The following is an 18,161-nucleotide window of genomic DNA, read 5'->3' on the forward strand; positions in this document are numbered from 1 at the left end:
GATGAGTTAAAGCTCATCAAGTACATAACAGTTAAACAAAACTAAGCGGCTTCGGTCGCTTTTTTTGTTTCTGTCAAAAGTAAAACTGAGAGTTTGAGTAAGAACGGTCACAGCTATCAAGCGAGTTATGTCACAAATAGCCAATGAATTCAGTTGCCTAAGACTATGGTCTAATCCCTAAAACTATTGTTGGAATTTGAACAGTGCTAAGCTGTTACAAAGTGACATATCTAAAAGGACGTTATATGCATTTCCCATATCGAAATATCGTAATTCTTACTGGCGCTGGTATCTCTGCAGAGTCGGGGATTCAAACATTCCGAGCACAAGACGGATTATGGGAAAACCATAAAATCGAAGATGTCGCGACACCTGAAGGCTTTGCAAAAGATCCTGATTTGGTACAAGCGTTTTACAACAAGCGTCGTCACGGCCTGCAAAGCGAGAACATTCAGCCAAATTCAGCCCACAAGGCGCTAGGAGAGCTTGAAGACAAGCTTGATGGCAAAGTTACCATCATTACTCAAAACATCGACAACCTGCATGAGAGAGGCGGTAGCAACAATATCATCCACATGCATGGTGAACTGCTTAAAGCACGTTGTAGCGAGTCGAATCAGGTTATCGACCATAAAGAGAACATCGAGACAGGCGAGCTTTGCCACTGTTGTCAGATTCCCGCGCAAATGCGGCCACACATTGTTTGGTTTGGTGAAATGCCACTGAGAATGGGCGATATTTATTCCGCACTAGAAGAGGCCGATCTGTTTATCTCAATCGGTACATCAGGCGTGGTGTATCCAGCAGCTGGGTTTGTGCATGACGCGAAAATGCATGGCGCACATACGATAGAAATCAACCTTGAGCCAAGCGCGGTAGAGAGCGAATTTGAAGAGAAGCGTTACGGTAAAGCGAGCATCGAAGTACCCAAGCTAGTCGGTGAGCTTCTTTGTAGTGAGAAAGGATCGTTAACGGCTTAATAAAGGTATTCGTCTCTAAAAAGTAACAGCAACGAAAAGCAAATACGTATCTAATGGCCACTCAGCACGTTAGATAAGTGTTTACTTTTTTGTTCGTGAAGCCATTTTTTATTTAAGAGATTTAAGAACCTGTTGGAATAGAACGCTGCGCTTTTTTCATTTCATACATCGCCTTATCTGATTTATCCAGCGCCTGTTGAAAGTTCTCCTGACAAGTAACTTCTATGCCGTAAGAGAAAGAAATATTTTCACCATGGAGTAGGTTGCTGACTTGGCTGACGAATTCACCACCACGACCTAGTTGTGCCGTCGCAACAAACTCGTCACCACCGACACGGAACACCATTTCATCTTCTAATACTGATTGGCTTAAGGCTTGAGAAAAGCGAACGATCATCAGATCTCCAACTTTATGGCCTTTGCGGTCATTCACCGTTTTTAAGCCGTCTAAGTCGAAATAGATAAGCTCGAATTCTTTGAGTTTGATGGCATCGAACTTCTTACGGTTGTACAAACCTGTTAGCTCATCTTGCTTACTTTGATCTTTCAGTTGAGTCGTAAGTTCGATAATACCGTAGGCGATAAGTAGAAAAGCGATCTGCAGTAAACCATCTTCAAGAAAGGTATCGAGCAATTCATTTCTGTCTGCCCATTCATCGAGATGTTTCAGCTCTGTGGTCACATCATAGAATAGATTGAATATAAGAAGCAGCGCGCCGCAGCGAAGGATTTTATGAGGGCGAATAGCGTGACGAGCAACGTAGTAGATATACACGGTGATCACCAGCGTGTTCGTTTCGAAAAACAGGTCGTAATTAGAGTCTATATGGATGAATGAACTCAGGCCAAGCATCAAGAATGACGCAAGCAGCATTAGAGTCACAACCAATAGTATAGGGTTCGCTGGCATATTATAACGCACTCCATATTGTTTAATGCCATCGTATATAAAGTATATGATAAAAATAAAGCGGCTTACGCCGCTTTATTAACCTGTCAGTAACAATCTAGTTGTTTACTTTAAGTTTTTGGAAGTACTCGTCATAAATAACGCTCGCTTCACCAACTTCATCTTGCCAAACACCGTTATCCATCACTGATTGTGGTGGGAAAACGTTCTTATCTTCAGCAAATTCTTTTGGAAGAAGAGGGTAAGCCGTTTTAACTGGCGTCGGGTATCCGATCTCTAGAGCAATCTTAGCTGCGTTCTCTGGACGAAGAAGGAAGTCGATCATCTTATGAGCCGCTTCGATGTTCTTAGCACCTGAAGGAATTGCTAGGCTGTCCATCCAGAAGATAGCGCCTTTTTCTGGCCAGATAATGTCAATCGTTGCGCCTTCTTGGCGTGCCATGTAAGCAGAGCCATTCCAAAGCATACCAAGAGACACTTCACCCGCTAGGTAAGGGTTCGCTGGGAAATCTGAGTTAAATACCAATACGTTTGGCATTAGCTTACGAAGTTCTTCGTACGCTTCTTTGATTTCTTTTGGGTTGGTTGTGTTTGGAGAATAACCCAGTTTAGAAAGTGCAATGTGGAAAACCTCACGAGAGTCATCCATCATCATCAATTGACCTTCCCACTGTGTATCCCACAGATCGCCCCAGTTTTTCACTGAAGACTTGTCTAGCATATCTGAGTTGATACCAATACCCGTTGCGCCCCAGATGTAAGGGATCGAGTAGTTGTTGCTTGGGTCAAATGGCTTATCTAAGTAATTTGGATCCAAATCAGCAAAGTGGCTTAGCTTAGTTTTATCAAGCTCTTGAAGCATGCCTTCTTTACGCATCTTAGAAACGAAGTAAGTAGAAGGAACCACTAAGTCGTAACCCGTACCTTGAGTTTTTAACTTAGCGTACATGCTTTCGTTAGACTCATAAGTTGAGTAGTAGACTTTAATGCCAGTCTCTTCTGTGAAGTCTTCTAGTACTTCATTTGGAATATATTCAGACCAGTTGTAAAAATACAGTTCTTGGTCAGCTGCGAAAGAGGGTGTAGAAAGTAAAGTAGCAGCACACAATGCGCCGGTATACAGTGTTTTTTTCATTACTGTTCCGTTCATTTGTTTGATTTGGAGCTGGGTAGTGAACCCAAAGTAAAAGGATTTTTAAAATCGCGCTAGATTATAGCAGCGATATAACAAAATAGGCAGCCTAAGCTGCCTATTCATTGATATTCTTATTTTTAACTTGTTGATTATCTAGATAGCCTTGTTAAGTAAACCAATGACTTATTAGCAGCTGGTGACCAGAGCAACTAGATAACGAACTCGCTTACTGACCGGCTTTAAGCTTCATGAAGTAATCTTCGTACTTCACTGTCTTATCGCCAACCGCAGCTTGCCATTCAACACGATCAAGGTCTTCTTGAGATGGGAACAGAGCAGGGCTGTCTTTAAACTTCTCGTTAGACGCTTTAACTGCCGTTAGGTAGCCAGTGTCACGAGAGATTTGCTCAGCAATTTCAGGGCGAAGTAGGAAGTCGATCATCTTATGAGCCGCTTCTACGTTTACCGCGCCAGAGCTGATTGCAAAGTTATCAACCCACCCGATGCCACCTTCTTTAGGGAAAACCAGTTTAATAGGTAAACCTTCGTTTTGCGCTGCAGCAGCAGAACCGTTCCAAAGCATACCAAGACCAACTTCACCAGACATGTAAGGCGCGCCTGGGTTGTCTGAGTTGAACACAAGAACGTTCGGCATTAGCTTTTGCAGTTCAGCGTAAGCTTCGTCGATCTCTTTCTCGTTGGTTGTGTTACCTGAGTAACCTAGTTTACGCAGTGCGATGTGGAACACTTCACGAGTGTCGTCCATCATCATCAGTTGACCTTCAAGCTCAGGCTTCCATAGGTCAGCCCAGCTTTGGAAATCTTCTGGGTCGTACATGTCTGTGTTAACAGCCAAACCAGTAATAGCAACTACGTGTGGGATAGAGTAGTCGTTATTTGGGTCGTACGGCTTATCTAGGTAGTTGGTATCTAGATTTTTAAAGTTGTTCAGCTTAGTTTTGTCGATCTTTTGAAGCATACCTTCGTCACGCATCTTAGATACGAAGTAAGTCGACGGCACAACTAGGTCGTAGCCTTTGTTGTGTGTTTTTAGCTTTGCGTACAAGGTTTCGTTCGACTCGTAAGTCGAGTAGATAACCTTAATACCAGTTTCATCAGTGAACTGTTCTAGAATCTCACTGTTGATGTAAGGTCCCCAGTTCATGAATACCAATTCTTTGTTATCTTTTGCAAAAGACGGTGCAGATAACATTGAAAGCGCACATGCACTACCAGCTAATAGAGTAGCCCATTTTTTCATTGACGTTAGCTCCAAACTAAACGTTGCCCTAAGGCAGTAGATAGAAAAACAGAATGGCAATTTACCATTCTGTTTATGATTAACACTTTGTAGAACATGAAGTTTGTTAACTTCTTATCAAGTTCATCTCTGTATAGACTAGGAGACTTACTTGATCTTCTCTCTCGCTAGTAACTGAGAAATAATCACCAGAACTAACGACACCACTAACATCACAGTTGCTAGGGCGTTTACCTCAGGAGAGATACCCACTTTAACCATTGAGTAAATCTTCAGTGGCAAGATTTCATACGTTGGGCCCGTTACGAAAGAGCTGATGATCACGTCGTCCAAAGACAGAGTGAAGCTCAATAACCAACCCGCAGCTACCGCTGGCTTAGCAAGAGGAAGGATGATCTGTTTTAGAATCGTCCACTCGCTTGCACCTAAATCTTTTGCTGCTTCTAGCATCTTCACATCAAAGCCATTCAAGCGACTGTAGACCGTTACAACAACAAACGGCAGACAGAACGTAATGTGCGCTGCAAGTAGGGTAAAGAACCCAAGTTGCACCCCCATTACCAAGAATAGCGCAAGAAGCGAAATCGCCATTACGATATCTGGTGACATCATTACGATGAACAGCATGCCATTGACTACGCCTTTACCTTTGAATTGGTAACGGAATAGGGCTACTGCTGTCAGGCTTCCGACGATCGTTGCAGCTGTTGCTGAGAACACCGCGACGTTAATCGAGTGCCACGCAGCCTGCATTAGGCTGTCGTTGTTAATCAGCGCGTCATACCACTTAGTGGTGAAGCCACCCCATTTCATACCAAACTTGTTGGCATTAAATGAGTTCGCAATCAATACGATAATAGGTAGGTATAGAAAAGCGTATACCAGCGCCATAAAGCTGAACTTAACTGTGCGACCCATTAGTCTAGCTCCACTTTCTTGTTCAATAGCTTACCTGCTCGGTAGTAGGCATATAGCATCACAGCCATTGCCATGGTCAGTGCGATACTCGTTGCTGCGCCAAACGGCCAGTCTCGAGCGTTGAGCACTTGGCTCTTAATCACGTTACCAATCAATAGGTTCTTAGCGCCGCCCAATAGGTCAGAGATGTAGAACATGCCTAACGCAGGAAGAAGTACTAATAAACAACCACCGATGATGCCAGGCATCGTTAGGGGTAGTACCACTTTCAATAGCGTTTGCAGTTTGTTCGCACCTAAATCTTTCGCGGCTTCTAAATACGTATCATCCAGTTTTTCAATCGCTGAATACAACGGCAGAATCATGAACGGCAGTAGGATATACACCAAACCAATCATTACTGCTGTTTCTGAGTACATGATACGTAGCGGCTTATCGATAATGTCTAGTGCTAACAAGCCTTTGTTCAACACACCTTGAGTACCCAGCACCACTTTTAGTCCGTAAGTACGGATCAAAGAGTTCGTCCAGAATGGCACAATCACTAGGAACAACATGATTGGACGCCATTTCGCCGGCATTTTTGCCACGATGTAAGCGAACGGGTAACCAATGATTAAACAAAGTAGGGTTGCGACAATCGCCATATAGAAAGAGTGCATCAGCACTTTAAAATACAGCGGGTCAGCCAAACGCACGTAGTTATCGAGAGTGAAGGTCATCTCGATCAAGTTCGCTTCGTCACGAGTTAAGAAGCTAGTACCGATGATCATGATATTTGGAATCATCACGAACAGCACTAACCAACCTGTGATTAAAGCAACAATCGCGTTTTGTAAATTAAACTTCTTGCTCATCTTCTAATACCACTTCCCAGCTCTCAACCCAAGTTACTGCAACTTTTTGGCCCAGTGAGTGATCAACATCAGGGTCATCTTCGTTGAAGAATTCGCTAACCATGACACGCATACCAGATTCAAGTTCTACCACTGAATCCAATGTCATGCCTTTATAGGTTCGCTCGACAATGTGGCCAACAATACCGCGTTGCTCAGACTCTTTGATTTCTTCAATTCGAAGATCTTCAGGGCGAAGCAATACTTGCAGTTTTTGACCCGGTGTTACGTCTTTATCGTAATAGATAACTGACTCTTCACCTTCGATTGTCGCAACAATGCGTTTTTCATCTAAACGAGATTTCGCTGTCGCTTCGAATACGTTAATTTCACCAATGAAGCGAGCTACAAACAGATTCTTAGGCTCTTCGTAGATCTCTCTTGGCGTACCATCTTGTTCAATCACGCCATCACGCATAACAATAATGCGGTCAGACATAGACAGCGCTTCTTCTTGGTCATGCGTTACAAAAATGAACGTGATTCCAAGTTGGCGTTGTAATTGTTTGAGCTCGATTTGCATCTGTTTACGTAACTTGTAATCAAGAGCAGATAGAGATTCATCCAATAGAAGAACTTTTGGCTTATTAACGACAGCACGAGCGATTGCGATACGTTGCTGTTGGCCACCAGATAGCTGGTGTGGTTTTCGCTGTGCCATTTGTTCTAGGCGCACCATTTTTAAAGCATCCATTACACGAGGTTCAATCTCGCTGCTTGGTACTTTCTGCATGCGTAAGCCAAATGCCACATTGTCGAAAACGGTCATATGCGGGAATAGGGCATAGCTTTGGAATACAGTGTTTACATGCCTTTGTTCAGCAGGAACTTGGGTTACGTTCTGTTCAGCTAATAGTATTTGACCACTATCTGCTGTTTCAAAACCCGCAATCATTCTTAGTACGGTTGTTTTACCACAACCTGATGGGCCTAAAATCGTGAGAAACTCACCATGATTTACGTTTAAATCAAGATTGCCGATGACTTCCTTACCATCGAAACTTTTACTAATGCCAGTTAGCTGTACTACTGGCTTTCCTACTGATTTTTTAGCGTTCAACGTCTGTTTTTCTCCACCTTGGTTCTATTTGAGACCTGTTGCTATACACCTTTAAGGCGCGCATCATAATCACCAAAAACGTGAATTCAAAGCATTTTTTACCTTTCGAAGATAAAAAATTTCGCAGGTAAAAGTAAACATCCTTTACCATACTGTTATTTACTGGGTTTACACCCCGACAAGTGTCTAATTATTAACCATTAAGACGCAAAAGCAAGCCTTGTTACAGATTCATATTTTAGTTTGTATCCGACATATGAGTATAATGAAGGTAATTTTTTATCAATAAGTTAGGTCGCTTAGTTTAATTGGCGCACCTAGGTATCAATATGAACAACGACATCGAAAAAGATTTTAATTTGGGCGGTAGTATCAACCGTGCACTTTCCGGCGATTATGAGCTCAAAGCAACGGCTGTATTCCAAGAAGCTTGGAAACATACGATAAGTCACTTTCTTTCGTTTTCCCCTGCGATTGTTGCTCTGATGATCGTGCAACTGGCTATCTTTTATATCGCACTAAAACTGCAACTCGGTGACCCTGCGGTTATCTTAGATGCGGTTATCGATCCAGAGGCGTTTACGCCACAAATCGTTGAATCCATTTTTATTGCCAACTTCAGCTATGAAGTGATCAGCGCACCTATCTATGCAGGCATCTGTTTGATGGCGATGAGCCACGCCGCTGGCCTACAAACTAAAGTGCGTCATATTGGTAAAGGTTTGCAGTTCACGGTTCCTGTTATTCTGGTGACTCTGTTTAGCCTAATGCTGCAAGGCATCGCGGGTATGATTCTGCCGTTCTTGTCGATTTACTTCTCGCTTGCGTTCAGCCATTCAATTCTGCTGATTTGTGACAAGAAAGTGCCGCCAATGCAATCGCTGCTGCTTTCATTACGTGCTGTGAATAAGAAAATCTTCACCGTTGCATCTATCTACTTGCTCATTATGTTGATGTTCATCGTCGCTGCAATGATGTACGGCATTGGCCTGATCTTCGTTTTGCCTTTCTTCTTCCATGTGAAAGGGATTCTTTACCGCGAAATGTTTGGCATCAAACTTAAGGTGATTGCTTCTGAGCACCCGAAGAGTGATGACGATAATAACGACGATAACAATAAAAACCCGCAGGTATTCGATGCGTAATAACGTTCAAGCAAGCTCAAGTAAATCTCTTGCACTAAAAGTGACGGCACTTGCCCTTGTTGGCTCGATCTCATTAGTTGGGCCACTTCTTTACCAGCAAGAAGAAGAGCGACGTCGTGCAAATAAGACAAGCCAAGATTCTGAACAGCAGTTCGGCAACTTAACCGTGGCTTCAAATACACCGAACTTTGCTGCCATTGAAGATGTAAACGAGAAAAAAGACTCCTTCTTTTCGTATTTACGTCCAAGTATCAATATCGAAAACAAACGCATCACTAAAGAGCGTGCGTTTTTGACTAAGGTTTCTGACGCTGGCATTTCGAACATTGACTCGGAAGATGTGTCATACGCAAAAAGGCTAGGGAAGTTGTACAGCTTGCCTGTGCCTTCGTCAGGCTTAGAGCAAGCTTGGCTTACAGAGATACTGAACCGTGTAAATGTGCTACCTGAAGCGCTTGTATTAACTCAGGCGGCCAATGAGTCGGCTTGGGGTACATCGCGCTTTGCGACCCAAGCGAACAACTATTTCGGGCACTGGTGTTACACCAAGGGTTGTGGTCTTGTTCCGCTACAACGTAACGAAGGTAGCTCTCATGAAGTGGCAACATTCTCTTCAAGCCAAGAGTCTGTGCACCGTTACTTCATGAACCTGAACCGAAATCGTGCTTATGCTGATTTAAGAGCAATCCGCGCCAAACTTGCGGCACAAGGTAATGATTTGCTTACGACGAGCACCGCTACAGAGCTTACCAATGGGTTGCTAAAATATTCTGAGCGAGGTTCAGACTATGTGACTGATTTACAAGCTATGATCCGTCACAACGAGGTATACTGGAAAAAGTAACTCGATTTGATATCAGTTGGTTGCCTTTCATAGTAGGCTAAACCAATCGGCATTACATAAAGAGCAGCTCATGGCTGCTCTTTCTATTTATAAACGCTCAACTTCAACAAGATTATAATAATGAAAAAGACAGCACTCGCTTTATTAGCCTCACTAAGTCTTGGGGTCTCTTTACCCGCTGCAGCGCAAGAATACATGTTCACGTATTCTAAGCTCTATACACAACTTAAAAACAATACCAAAGAAGGGCACGATGACGTCAAAGTTGCAGTCTTCTTTGTGGATCAGCAAGCTCAAACCATCTGCCACATCAGCAAAGCGTGGATGGAAAAAGAAGAGCACTACGAAGAGCTAAAAGTATCTCCAACACATGAGCTACTTTTACCTGTCGATCAAAACCTTCGTTCAGCAAACCCGCTTATCTTTGTTCAAACTCAAGAACAAGAGTGTGCGTATTCTTTGGTTGTCATGACACAAGAGCCTTTAGCAGGAACAGTTGAGGTAACGCAGCTGGAAAGCCTATTACCGCAAATGCAAGCGATGTTAGAAGACGTCAGCGGCATGTTCTCTAGTTGGTTCACGCCGGATGTTGAAGGGTTAACCTTGGAATTTGATAACAAGCTTGAAGGTAACATCGCGCTGTCTAACGGTAAGCAAATCCCAATCACACAAGGGCGTGCGAAGTTCACCCTAGAAGAACTGAATGGAAGTGACAGCATCACGTTACCGGAACCCACTATTCGCGTATTACCTTACATTCCTGCGCAATAGAGTTTGCCGAACACTTATCACTAGAGCTTAAACAGCACAATGAAGAGCAGCCGAACCTTGCAGGAATAGGCTGCTTTTCTTTTTCTACCAACAATGTGATTCGCATTTGTGAATGCCAATTTATCTCAAAATCCTATAGCTTCTCGAAAAATCACAGCCCTTATCGCAAGATAAAACCGAATCTTTCTATTACTCGCCTTGTTTATCCTGCCGTTACTATTTCAACCTGAAATAAAAATCCGTATAATCCACGCCCTAAAACAGTCCCACTAGCAATCTACAGTCGGTAATACGACGGTGTGAGAGTCGCAATGAACCAAAACGATAATAGAAAAGAAACACTTGAATTCAACAAACTTCAGAAACGTCTGAGAAGAAATGTTGGAAATGCCATCATCGACTACAACATGATCGAAGAGAATGACGTAGTAATGGCATGTATTAGTGGCGGTAAAGATTCATTTGCGATGCTAGACATTTTGCTACGTTTACGTGAAGCAGCACCTATTAAGTTTGATGTTGTAGCGGTAAACCTAGATCAAAAACAACCTGGGTTCCCTGAGCACATTCTTCCTGAATACTTTGAAACGCTGAACATTCCTTACTACATCGTAGACAAAGACACATACTCAGTCGTTAAAGAGAAGGTGCCAGAAGGCAAAACAACGTGTGGCCTATGTTCTCGTCTGCGTCGTGGTACTTTGTACTCGTTCGCTGAAAAGATTGGTGCAACTAAGATCGCACTTGGTCACCACCTTGATGACATCGTTGAAACTATGTTCCTGAACATGTTCCACGGTGCACGTCTAAAGGCAATGCCACCAAAGCTTCGCTCTGATGATGGTCGTAACGTTGTTATTCGTCCACTGACTTACTGTCGTGAAACGGATCTAATCAAATACGCAGAACACAAAGAATTCCCAATCATTCCTTGTAACCTATGTGGTTCACAAGAGAACCTACAACGTCAGAACATCAAAGCGATGCTGATTGATTGGGACAAGAAAACACCGGGTCGTGTTGAGAAAATCTTCAAATCAATTCAGAACGTAAGCCCAAGCCAACTGGCTGACCGCGAACTGTTTGATTTCGTGAACCTTCCACTAGACCGCAGCGGTGAACGTGAAGAGTACGAATTCCAAGAAGCTGAGATCTCATCTTCTAACATCGATGAGTCAATGTTCATCGACGTGACGAACGTATAATAAGAATATTCGATGTAGAGTGATAGACACACTCGCAAAAGACAAACAAAAACGCCTCAAGCACTGCTTGAGGCGTTTTTTTATGAGATGAACTTGTCGTGAAGTTCAGGGCTTAAACGGCTTAACCTTTCGAAAGGTTAGGGTCTAACGGGCTAACGTAACCAGATGGCTTAAGAGCCAACACGTCACAGTTAATCTTATCGATCACATGTTCTGCGGTATTACCAATAAACACGGCAGACAAGCCAGTACGACCCGTTGTACCTAGAATTACCATAGCAGCGTTATTTTCAGACGCGACGCGTGGAATCACATCTTCTGGTAAGCCTTGCTCAACAACAGTTTGCTCTTCACACATACCGTGTTTCTGGCGTAGTGCCTTCATTGCTGTTAAGTGATGACCACGAACGGCGTCAGTGTAAGACGTTGGGTCAAACTCAGGCAGTTCGATAGTGATATTCGCCGGTGTCACAGGATAAGCGTTAACCAAGAGTGGTTCAGCATCCAAACGACCTGTGATTTCAAGTAATCTATCAACCATCGTATCGTTAAGTTCTAGGTGAGCTTCTGTCTCTGAGCCTACGTGAACCGAAGCAAAGATCTTCGCGTTATCAGGCCAGAAATCATTTTTAACCAGTAGCACAGGGCTAGGGCACTTTCTCAACAGGTGCCAATCAGTTGGTGTGAAGATGACGGATTCTAAGGTGTCATGCTTACGCGTCCCTTTAATCAAGATGTCGTGTCCACCACTGTAGATCTCAGCAATGATCGCTTCGTACGGGCGATTATGCCAAACCACTTGAACGTTAAATTCGATGGAATCATCAAGGTAAGGTTCTGCGACTTTGTTCATCCAGATTTCACGCTGGTGAATCACACCTTTACGCATTGCGTCTCTCTCATCGACAGAGAGCATAGACGTCATTTCATACGAGAAGTCGTATATCGACAAGAAGAAAGTGATGTGGCTTGTTGAGGTGCTTTTCTTAGCAAGTTGGATAGCACGAACTAGAGCAGGTTGCTCATCGTGATTAATGTCTGCGACAACTAAAATTTTGTTATAGATACTCATAACTAAGCCTACTTTTCAGACCGAACATATAAATAATGTAGCGTAGTTATGGGGAGATTAAGAGAAATAAAAGAGGTTTTAAGAGAGAAACATGATGTAGCTCATTATTGAACTACATCATTGATATCTAGACTATTCTTTTGAAACGCCAGCAAGTTCCATCAACGCATCGTGATCTTCGATAGTGATATATTTGCCTTTAACGCTCAAGATGTCTGCTTTTTGGAAACGACCTAAAAGACGGCTGATTGTTTCAACAGTCAAACCAAGGTAGTTACCAATATCGCCGCGAGTCATCGTTAGGCGGAACTCGCGTGGGCTGAAGCCACGTTGAGAGAAGCGAGTAGAAAGATTGTAAAGGAATGCAGCAAGACGCTCTTCCGCGTTCTTCTTAGAAAGAAGCAGAATCATTTCTTGGTCACCTTTAATCTCGTTACTCATCAGACGCATAATTTGCTGACGCAATTTAGGCATTTTTCCTGATAGGTCATCGAGAATCTCATATGGGATTTCACATACCATAGAAGTTTCTAGTGCTTGTGCGAAACTAGGGTGTAGGTCACCAGTAATCGCATCGAAGCCAACAAGATCGCCCGCTAGGTGGAATGCAGTAATCTGCTCATCACCTTGCTCGGTAATCGTGTAGCTCTTGATCGTTCCAGAGCGAATAGCATATAGAGATTTAAGCTCGTCACCGGCTTTAAATAACTCTTGGCCTTTTTGAATAGGCTTTTTTCTCTCAATGATCTGATCAAGTTGATCGAGTTCAGATTCATTCAAAGTAAACGGAATACAGAGCTGGCTAATACTACAATCCTGGCAATGGATTGCACAGCCGCCAGACTGAACACGTTTCGTCACAGGCTTTTCAGAAATCATAACAATCTTTCACTATTTGATATACGTCAATATTTTAGCATTCCTTTATCCAGTTGGGTAGTAAAAAAACCGGATTTAAAGAATGGCTATACGGTATAAATAATGAGCTGCAATGCCATATAACCGGTATAGAAACCGTAAATGAGGATTAAAATTGCGCCTAGTTGGCGGAATAAGTCAGCTTGTTGCAGTTTTTTGAGGAAATTAGCGCCCATACCAACCGTCAGCATCGCTGGAAGCGTCCCTAAACCGAAGGCAAGCATGATGCCTGCTCCGTTATACCAACTTCCCGATACCGCAGCCCACGTCAGCATTGAGTACACAAGGCCACATGGAAGCCAACCCCAGATAAAACCAAAAGGTAGGGCGTGACTTGGGTGTTTGAGCGGAAGAAAAGACTTACCGATGGGAGAGATATAACGCCAAAGCTTCTGGCCGACTTTTTCAAAGAACAACAAGCCGAACCACCATTTGCCAATGTATAAGCCTAAGATGATCATAAAGACAGCAGCAAACAGACGAAGCCAACCGAGCAAAGCATTAAAATCGCTGAGCTGGCCAATCGAAGAGATTGCTCCACCTATTACACCACCAATCACGGCATAGCTTAATAGGCGTCCAAGGTTATATAGGAGAGGGATAACAGGGGAAGGTTTGGCATTACCGATCGAAAGTAGCGACGCAATACCACCACACATTCCCATGCAGTGGCCCGCGCCGATCAATCCAACTACAAAAGCTCCGATCCAATCAGGCGTCATTATTCTTTTTATCTAAGTTAGGTTGGCTTTCTGTATTAGCTTTTTCATTCTTAACAGGCTTATTGTCCGAATGATTGTGAGCCTTTTCGTCTTCATCAAACAGAATGTTATGACCTTGGCGCTCAAGGTCTTCAAACTGTTCACTCTTAACGGCCCATAGAAAGATACCGACAGCGATACATACAAGTACGATCGCGATTGGAATGAGTATGTATAAACTTTCCATTATTTACCTTGCTCTTTTAAAAGCCTTAACGAGTTAGACACAACAATAATAGAGCTAGCAGACATGCCTACAACGGCGATGTAAGGAGCAACCAAACCAGCGACAGCCAATGGAAGAATAAGCAGGTTATATCCCAACGACCATGCAAGGTTCTCGCGGATTATCTTACGCGTTTTTAGCGCCAAAGTACGCGACTTCAGTAATCTATCGAGTTTGTCGCCCAATAACACCATGTCTGCAGATGCTTTAGCCACGTCTGTACCGCCGCCCATAGCGACAGAAAGGTGAGCACCCGCAAGAATAGGGGCATCGTTAATTCCATCGCCAACCATCATTGTGATGTCACTTGCGTCTCTAGAGTTGAGGTAAGCCAACTTATCTTCAGGTTTTGCGTTCGCGACGATATCGGTAATACCAATCTCTTCAGCAACAGGCTTTGCGTTAATCAACGAGTCACCAGTCAGCAAGGTGGTTTTGATACCCGCTTCTTTGAATTGCTTAATGAACTCGATACTTTCTTTGCGAATCGGATCTTCATAAGTAAATGTCGCGATATGGCGACCGGCCAATGACAGGTAGATACCGTTGCTTTCGGAGGGCTGAGATTCACCAAGAATGAACTCACTGCTACCGATCGCTACTTCTTGACCATTCCACTCACCAGTAATACCCGAGCCAATCACATTGTTAACCGATTCTACTTCGATATCCTCTGCAACATAGCTCTTGAACGCTGTAGCAATAGGGTGGTTCGCGTGTTGTTCAAGGCTTGCAGCAACTTGTAAGCATGTCTCTTTATCAAGCTCTGAGAAGGTCTCAACTTGGCTGATACGAATATCACCCTCAGTCAATGTACCCGTCTTATCGATGATTAAGTGATTCACTTTACACAAGGTCTCAAATACGTGGCCTTTACGGAGCAAAATACCAAAGTTACCCATACGAGAGGTTGAACAAGTAATCGCTGTTGGTGTAGCAAGCGATAGAGCACACGGACAAGTCGCAACAAGTACCGAAAGCATGATCCAAAACGCGTCTTCAGGACGTGTTTGGTGCCAGTAAAACCAGGTGCCGAACGAAATAATCAGAATCACCGCGACAAAGTATCGAGCAACCACATCCGCAACCTCTGCGATGCGAGGCTTAGACAGTTGCGCTTCATCCTGCAGACGCACGATATTGGAAATCACTGAATCTGCTTTAGAGGTCATCACTTCCAATTCAAACGATTCATCACCATTCAATGTGCCAGCAAAGACGGTATCGCCTTCGTTTTTCACCACATGGATAGATTCGCCAGTCAGCATAGATTCATCGATGTGGATTCGGCCAGACAGCACTTTGCCATCCGCAGGAATGTGTTCACCCGGAAGTACGCGGATCTGATCGCCTACTTTTAAGGTTTTCACTGGAACTTGTTCGCCGTCTAACGTTGTCGCCATTGCAGGAACCAACTTAAGCAGGTTACCACTGGCTGCAGCCGCTTTACGACGTGCGCGCATTTCAAGAAAACGACCAAGCAATAGGAAGAAGGTGAACATCGAAATCGATTCAAAGAACACTTCGCCTTTTTCTGTCACGGTTGCAACCAAGCTCGCCACGTAGGCAAACAAAAGAGCAATCGACACAGGCACATCCATACCTAACGTTCGGCCTTTGATGCTTCGCCATGCATTGATATAGAAAGGCAACGCAGAATAGAGTAGAACCGGTGTTGCGAAGATCAAGCTGACCCAACGGAAGTAGTTTTTAAACTCAGGCTCAAGATTACCAAACACTTCAAGGTATAGCGCTACTGCCAGCATCATCACCTGCATGGTAGCTAGGCCAGCCACACCAAGGCGATACAAGTAGTTCTTCATTGAGCGGTGGTAGGCCGCTTCTTGTTGGTCTGCCTCGAAAGGCGCCGCTTTGTAGCCTAAGGTATGGATTGCAGATAACAACTCGCTCAGTTTAACTTGCGTGTTATCCCAGCTAAGTAGCGCACGGTTAGTGGTGGTATTCACACGAATGCTACCAACACCTTGTTTAGAAGAGACTTGCTTCTCAATAAGCCATGCACAGGCGGCACAAGAGACACCTTCTAGTGACAATGTCACTTCAGAGATATTTTCGGAGTTACGAACGAATTCTAATTGAACATCTTCGTTGTCGTAATGACTGAGTGCCAGCAGTTGCTCTGGCACTAGATCAGCTTTTTCAGCAGGAGCGGTGCGATATTGGTAGTAAGAAACCAAACCGCTATCAACGATTGTCTGGGCTACGGTTTCGCAACCCGGACAACACATCTTACGAGTCGATCCTAAGATCTCTACTTTAAAATCCGTTTCCGCTGGTACATCTTCACCGCAGTGATAACAGGATTCACACATAAGCTTTAGTTCGTTAGTTGAGTGGGAGTTTCAATAGGGAAGTTCATACGACCTTGCACTAACCATTCTGAATCGTGCGGAGACAGCTCGATAAACCATGGACCTTGCATTTCGTGGTCTAGAGTCAAGGTGTAGTTGCCTCGCGCATCTGCAGTAAGCAGTTGAGTGAAATCACGGTCAGGTAGCGTTCTGTGAACGAACATCGCGTTAATCGCAGGGAAGTGTTCAAGTTTACCTTTATCTAGAGTAATGATAACCGAGTTACCTTTCTCGTTAACTAAAGCTGACAGGCCTAATTCTTTAGCGATGTTTACTTTCGAAATATCGACATTAATGCCTTTTCCTTTTTTATAGTAATCCTCAGTCACTAGGTCTACAGAGTTCTGTGTAAACACAATAACCGTCATGATCGTCCAAATAACTACTGTTGCTGGCAACGCGATTAAGAACCACGGCCAAAACTGTTTATACCAAGGCTTTACCATAAAAAATATCTCAAAAAAGAATAAAAAGAAGGGGTTATAAAATAAAGGAAAGACAGCCTCTTAGAAAGAGGCTGTTATTGAAATGTTACTTATTATCCGAGTTGCTTAAGCTCCACACGTAAGATGAAACCAGTTGTACTTTGTCTTCGCCTAGAATGTCTTTCCAAGCAGGCATTACGCCAGAACGTCCGTACATAACTGTTTCAGTTACATCTGCGCGTGAATCGCCAAACAACCAATCGCGGTCAGTCAGGTCAGGAGCGCCAACAGCAGGGTTACCCTTACCATCAGTACCGTGACACGCAGCACACACTACAAAGCGAGCTTTACCAGCTTCTGCTTCACGTGCGTTTACGCTACGACCAGAAAGGCTAAGAGTGTAGCTAACTACTTCTTTTACGCCTTCTTCGCCAAGCGCGTCTTTCCAACCTGGCATTTGACCAACACGACCGTGCATAACTGTTGTTACGATAGCCTCAGGTTCGCCGCCATATAGCCATGCGTCGTCAGTTAGGTTAGGGAAACCTTTCTGACCACGTGCATCAGAGCCGTGACACTGAGAACAGTTTTGCAAGAATAAACGTTGACCCACTTTGATTGCGTCAGCATCTGATGCAATGTCAGGGATTGAACGTAAACCATTTTCGTCGAGAGCAAGCTTTCTGAATGCTTCACCGAAGTAGGTGTCTGCATCATCAAGCTCTTTCGCGTACGCATCTAACTGTTTGTTTGCTTGCGCAGCAGCAATTGCAGAGCGAGACTCTTCAATGCTACGAACTTCTTGGTTTGAACTTGTCCAACCTAGTAGACCTTTAAAGTTGCCAAGGCCTGGGTATAGAGCAAGGTAAACCGCAGCAAAAACAATCGTACTGATGAAAAGGTATGTCCACCATTTTGGTAGTGGGTTGTTAAGCTCACGAATACCATCGTATTCATGGCCCATATCATGACCTTCTTCAACGCCTGTTTTATCTTTAAAACACCAACGAAGTAAGACAGCACAACCAATTAGGGTACCAATCGTAATCGCACTAACCCAGATACTCCAGAATGTACTCATTACTTTGTCACTCCTTCATTTTTAGAACTTGTTGCTGGCTCGTCGTCAGCAAACACTAGGTTCGCGTCTTCGTCGAAACGTGATTTACGGTTTTTGCCGTATGCCCACCAAACAATGCCGATGAAGCAAGCAAAAACAGTCACGGTCCAAACACTTTGAAATGTAATAATGTCCATAATTA

Annotated in this window: 19 protein-coding genes; 5 read left to right on the plus strand and 14 right to left on the minus strand. The window is 43.7% G+C overall.

Going from position 1 to position 18,161, the window contains the following annotated elements; genetic code table 11:
• Positions 1-245: 245 nt before the first annotated feature.
• Positions 246-980, plus strand: coding sequence for a Sir2 family NAD+-dependent deacetylase (gene cobB / locus ITG10_RS17205; protein ID WP_017630927.1), 735 nt, complete (start codon positions 246-248; stop codon positions 978-980).
• Between the two features lie 121 nt (positions 981-1,101).
• Here the strand turns inward: cobB and ITG10_RS17210 are convergent, their stop codons facing one another.
• The 6 genes from ITG10_RS17210 to potA form a co-directional block, all read right to left on the minus strand.
• Positions 1,102-1,902 (minus strand): GGDEF domain-containing protein, encoded by an 801-nt coding sequence (locus ITG10_RS17210; RefSeq protein ID WP_026084250.1) that lies wholly within the window; start codon positions 1,900-1,902, stop codon positions 1,102-1,104.
• A gap of 85 nt (positions 1,903-1,987) precedes the next feature.
• Entirely contained in the window at positions 1,988-3,025 is a 1,038-nt protein-coding gene (locus ITG10_RS17215; RefSeq protein WP_248386556.1) for an extracellular solute-binding protein, read from the minus strand.
• A gap of 226 nt (positions 3,026-3,251) precedes the next feature.
• The gene (locus tag ITG10_RS17220; RefSeq protein WP_017632482.1) at positions 3,252-4,286 is read right to left on the minus strand and encodes an extracellular solute-binding protein; all 1,035 of its coding nucleotides are present in this window, start codon (positions 4,284-4,286) and stop codon (positions 3,252-3,254) included.
• Between the two features lie 147 nt (positions 4,287-4,433).
• Positions 4,434-5,204 (minus strand): spermidine/putrescine ABC transporter permease PotC, encoded by a 771-nt coding sequence (gene potC / locus ITG10_RS17225; protein ID WP_008217945.1) that lies wholly within the window; start codon positions 5,202-5,204, stop codon positions 4,434-4,436.
• The gene (gene potB, locus ITG10_RS17230) at positions 5,204-6,061 is read right to left on the minus strand and encodes a spermidine/putrescine ABC transporter permease PotB (RefSeq protein WP_017632481.1); all 858 of its coding nucleotides are present in this window, start codon (positions 6,059-6,061) and stop codon (positions 5,204-5,206) included. Before potB ends, potC begins: the two co-directional genes overlap by 1 nt.
• A complete protein-coding gene (gene potA, locus ITG10_RS17235) occupies positions 6,045-7,160 on the minus strand; it encodes a spermidine/putrescine ABC transporter ATP-binding protein PotA (protein WP_017632480.1) in 1,116 nt (371 codons plus the stop codon). The genes potB and potA overlap by 17 nt, the downstream gene beginning before the upstream one ends.
• Positions 7,161-7,489: 329 nt before the next feature.
• On the opposite strand from potA, the gene ITG10_RS17240 reads away from it, so the two are divergent.
• The 4 genes from ITG10_RS17240 to ttcA all read left to right on the plus strand — a co-directional run bounded on the left by ITG10_RS17240 (position 7,490) and on the right by ttcA (position 11,125).
• Positions 7,490-8,305: a hypothetical protein gene (locus tag ITG10_RS17240; protein ID WP_017632479.1), complete on the plus strand. Its 816-nt coding sequence runs from the start codon at positions 7,490-7,492 to the stop codon at positions 8,303-8,305.
• Entirely contained in the window at positions 8,298-9,149 is an 852-nt protein-coding gene (locus tag ITG10_RS17245; protein WP_017632478.1) for a glucosaminidase domain-containing protein, read from the plus strand. Before ITG10_RS17240 ends, ITG10_RS17245 begins: the two co-directional genes overlap by 8 nt.
• Positions 9,150-9,269: 120 nt before the next feature.
• A complete protein-coding gene (locus tag ITG10_RS17250; protein ID WP_017632477.1) occupies positions 9,270-9,920 on the plus strand; it encodes a DUF2987 domain-containing protein in 651 nt (216 codons plus the stop codon).
• 311 nt (positions 9,921-10,231) lie between these two features.
• Complete coding sequence (gene ttcA, locus ITG10_RS17255; RefSeq protein WP_017632476.1) at positions 10,232-11,125, plus strand: tRNA 2-thiocytidine(32) synthetase TtcA; 894 nt, start codon at positions 10,232-10,234, stop codon at positions 11,123-11,125.
• Positions 11,126-11,246: 121 nt separating this feature from the next.
• Here the strand turns inward: ttcA and uspE are convergent, their stop codons facing one another.
• The 8 genes from uspE to ITG10_RS17295 all read right to left on the minus strand — a co-directional run bounded on the left by uspE (position 11,247) and on the right by ITG10_RS17295 (position 18,156).
• Positions 11,247-12,197 (minus strand): universal stress protein UspE, encoded by a 951-nt coding sequence (gene uspE, locus ITG10_RS17260; RefSeq protein ID WP_017632475.1) that lies wholly within the window; start codon positions 12,195-12,197, stop codon positions 11,247-11,249.
• A gap of 132 nt (positions 12,198-12,329) precedes the next feature.
• A complete protein-coding gene (locus ITG10_RS17265; protein WP_017632474.1) occupies positions 12,330-13,076 on the minus strand; it encodes an FNR family transcription factor in 747 nt (248 codons plus the stop codon).
• An 86-nt stretch (positions 13,077-13,162) separates the two neighbouring features.
• Positions 13,163-13,837 carry a sulfite exporter TauE/SafE family protein gene (locus ITG10_RS17270; RefSeq protein ID WP_086711448.1) on the minus strand — a complete coding sequence of 225 codons (675 nt, stop codon included), beginning with the start codon at positions 13,835-13,837 and terminating at the stop codon, positions 13,163-13,165.
• Positions 13,827-14,063: a cbb3-type cytochrome oxidase assembly protein CcoS gene (ccoS, locus tag ITG10_RS17275; protein WP_017632473.1), complete on the minus strand. Its 237-nt coding sequence runs from the start codon at positions 14,061-14,063 to the stop codon at positions 13,827-13,829. Before ccoS ends, ITG10_RS17270 begins: the two co-directional genes overlap by 11 nt.
• Positions 14,063-16,435, minus strand: coding sequence for a heavy metal translocating P-type ATPase metal-binding domain-containing protein (locus ITG10_RS17280; protein WP_017632472.1), 2,373 nt, complete (start codon positions 16,433-16,435; stop codon positions 14,063-14,065). The genes ccoS and ITG10_RS17280 overlap by 1 nt, the downstream gene beginning before the upstream one ends.
• 5 nt (positions 16,436-16,440) lie before the next feature.
• Entirely contained in the window at positions 16,441-16,920 is a 480-nt protein-coding gene (locus ITG10_RS17285; protein WP_248386558.1) for a FixH family protein, read from the minus strand.
• 85 nt (positions 16,921-17,005) lie between these two features.
• Complete coding sequence (gene ccoP, locus ITG10_RS17290; RefSeq protein ID WP_017632471.1) at positions 17,006-17,980, minus strand: cytochrome-c oxidase, cbb3-type subunit III; 975 nt, start codon at positions 17,978-17,980, stop codon at positions 17,006-17,008.
• Positions 17,980-18,156, minus strand: a complete 177-nt coding sequence (locus ITG10_RS17295) for a CcoQ/FixQ family Cbb3-type cytochrome c oxidase assembly chaperone (protein WP_004742291.1) — start codon at positions 18,154-18,156, stop codon at positions 17,980-17,982. Before ITG10_RS17295 ends, ccoP begins: the two co-directional genes overlap by 1 nt.
• Between the last annotated feature and the right edge of the window lie 5 nt (positions 18,157-18,161).

Source organism: Vibrio sp. ED004 (assembly GCF_023206395.1).
GTDB lineage: Bacteria > Pseudomonadota > Gammaproteobacteria > Enterobacterales > Vibrionaceae > Vibrio.